General features: G+C 40.5%; 2 protein-coding genes. One reads left to right on the top strand and one right to left on the bottom strand.

The annotated features are described in order from the left end of the window. Positions 1-136: 136 nt before the first annotated feature. A complete protein-coding gene (locus L634_RS0128550; protein WP_026585312.1) occupies positions 137-955 on the bottom strand; it encodes a hypothetical protein in 819 nt (272 codons plus the stop codon). A gap of 152 nt (positions 956-1,107) precedes the next feature. Between L634_RS0128550 and L634_RS0128545 the strand changes: the two genes are divergently transcribed. Next, complete coding sequence (locus L634_RS0128545; RefSeq protein ID WP_026585311.1) at positions 1,108-1,671, top strand: biotin transporter BioY; 564 nt, start codon at positions 1,108-1,110, stop codon at positions 1,669-1,671. Positions 1,672-1,771: the final 100 nt, after the last annotated feature.

Below are 1,771 nucleotides of genomic sequence, written 5' to 3'. Positions count from 1 at the left end.
GTTTGTCAAGAGCGATTGCGGCGCATCTCCATCCAGTAAATAGGAGAGAAACTAACCCTTTAGGTAGTTTTCATAAATCTTTTGACACTACCATCCAGTCCATTTTCTATTGAAATCTCCGCTGCCTGCCTTCCCCTTAAACATTATTAAAAACGGTTTCGCTAATATCCAAAACATTTTCAATTCTCTCCAAAACTCCGATCATTTCTTCCCATGATAAGCCATTGCCAAGTTCATTCGCATGGGCCAATTCATCACGCAAACTGCGGATTTCTTTCGCCATGGTCCGGCCAGCCGACTTGGAAGGAACCGAAAAGATGATCCTTAATTTTTCGTCCTCTACAAAAACCAAGTCGAGCTTATCACTGATTTGCAGGCATTCTACCAGGTTTAAATCTTCATTTTTCTCTACCTTTACCCTGTAAATCTCCTCGGCTTTTTGAAGCCTTCCCGGGCTCAATCGTTTTTTCCAGCTCTGGTCTGGAAAATGAATATTGATGATTTCGCCAAGCTTCATTTCAAGGAGTGTAATATAGCCAAAAATAATCATTCTTACGGGTGCTTTCTGCAAATCCGAGAATGTTACGAGTTTTGTTACCTTCGCTTTTTCAAGAATGAAAACCCGCTTACTAGCCTTAAATATGTATAGCAGATGAATGAGAGGCGTTGAGTCCGAAATCAAGTCCTTTGCGGTGAAGTCTTTCATATAGTCTTTCACAAACCCGGATGACAAAGAGTCCCGTTCAATATAGCCGGCAATCTCTCCATCTTTTTTAACACCAAGCAGATCAAAATGGCTTCTTGCCATTTCCTCTCGTATCGATAACGCATCATCATCTCCGCTGCAAAACTGAATGGATTCCGCGATGCTGTTAACCGTAATGCTGGTCTCAAATAGGTTTTTTAGACTTTGAAAAGAACTGAATTGGTTTGCTTTTAAAAAGTAATCCATCATACCCCTGCCTTTAATTAAGTGTTCATTTTCCTCTATTGTAGCATGAATCTCCATCCCTTTAAATTGTAAACTATTAAAATCTAAAGTTGACAATCACTATTGTTAACCATAAAATAAAATTAGTTAACTATCATTCAGAATGGAGAGCTATTATGAAAGTTAAAGAGATTACATACGTGGCTTTATTTGCAGCAGTGATGGGCGCACTGGGACTGGTTCCCCCTATCATGCTATCCTTTACACCTGTTCCGATTACACTGCAAACGCTAGGTGTGCTGCTGGCAGGAGGAATTCTGGGCGCCAGGCTCGGCGGTATCAGCATGGCTGTTTTCCTTCTTCTTGTAGCGGTTGGGGCTCCATTATTATCGGGAGGACGCGGGGGAATTGGCGTCTTCTTTGGTCCGAGTGCCGGCTATTTGATTGCCTATCCGCTTACAGCATTTTGCGTAGGGTATTTGCTTTCTCGTTTCCGTACGTTAAAATTAAAGAGTGTATTGTTTGTTAATCTGACTGTCGGAATCTTTCTAATCTATGTTTTCGGAATCCCAGTCCAGGCATTTATGATGAATATTCCAGTCTTAGAGGCTATAAAATTAAGCACCGTCTATATTCCAGGCGATGTTTTAAAAGCCGCTCTCGCATCCCTATTAGTATATAGGCTGCAAAAACATCCAGTCATTAATAAGCAATTTTCAAAATCTCTGGAGACACTTTAAAGTGTCTCTCAGACTGTCGACAAACTCGATGAAAATCGTGCTTGTCTGCAGTCTTTTTTATTTTAAAATAGAAGTAATACAATGCTTGAGGTGATTTAAA

The organism is Bacillus sp. J33 (assembly GCF_000518885.1).
Classification (GTDB): Bacteria; Bacillota; Bacilli; order Bacillales; family Cytobacillaceae; genus Cytobacillus.
The sequence above is the reverse complement of the archived record's forward strand: the minus strand, read 5'-3'. Positions and strand labels throughout refer to the sequence as shown.

Bases quoted from the DNA above. Each gene is read 5' to 3' on its own strand.
- L634_RS0128545 (WP_026585311.1), top strand. From the start codon at position 1,108: ATGAAAGTTAAAGAGATTACATACGTGGCTTTATTTGCAGCAGTGATG.
- L634_RS0128550 (WP_026585312.1), bottom strand. From the start codon at position 955: ATGATGGATTACTTTTTAAAAGCAAACCAATTCAGTTCTTTTCAAAGT.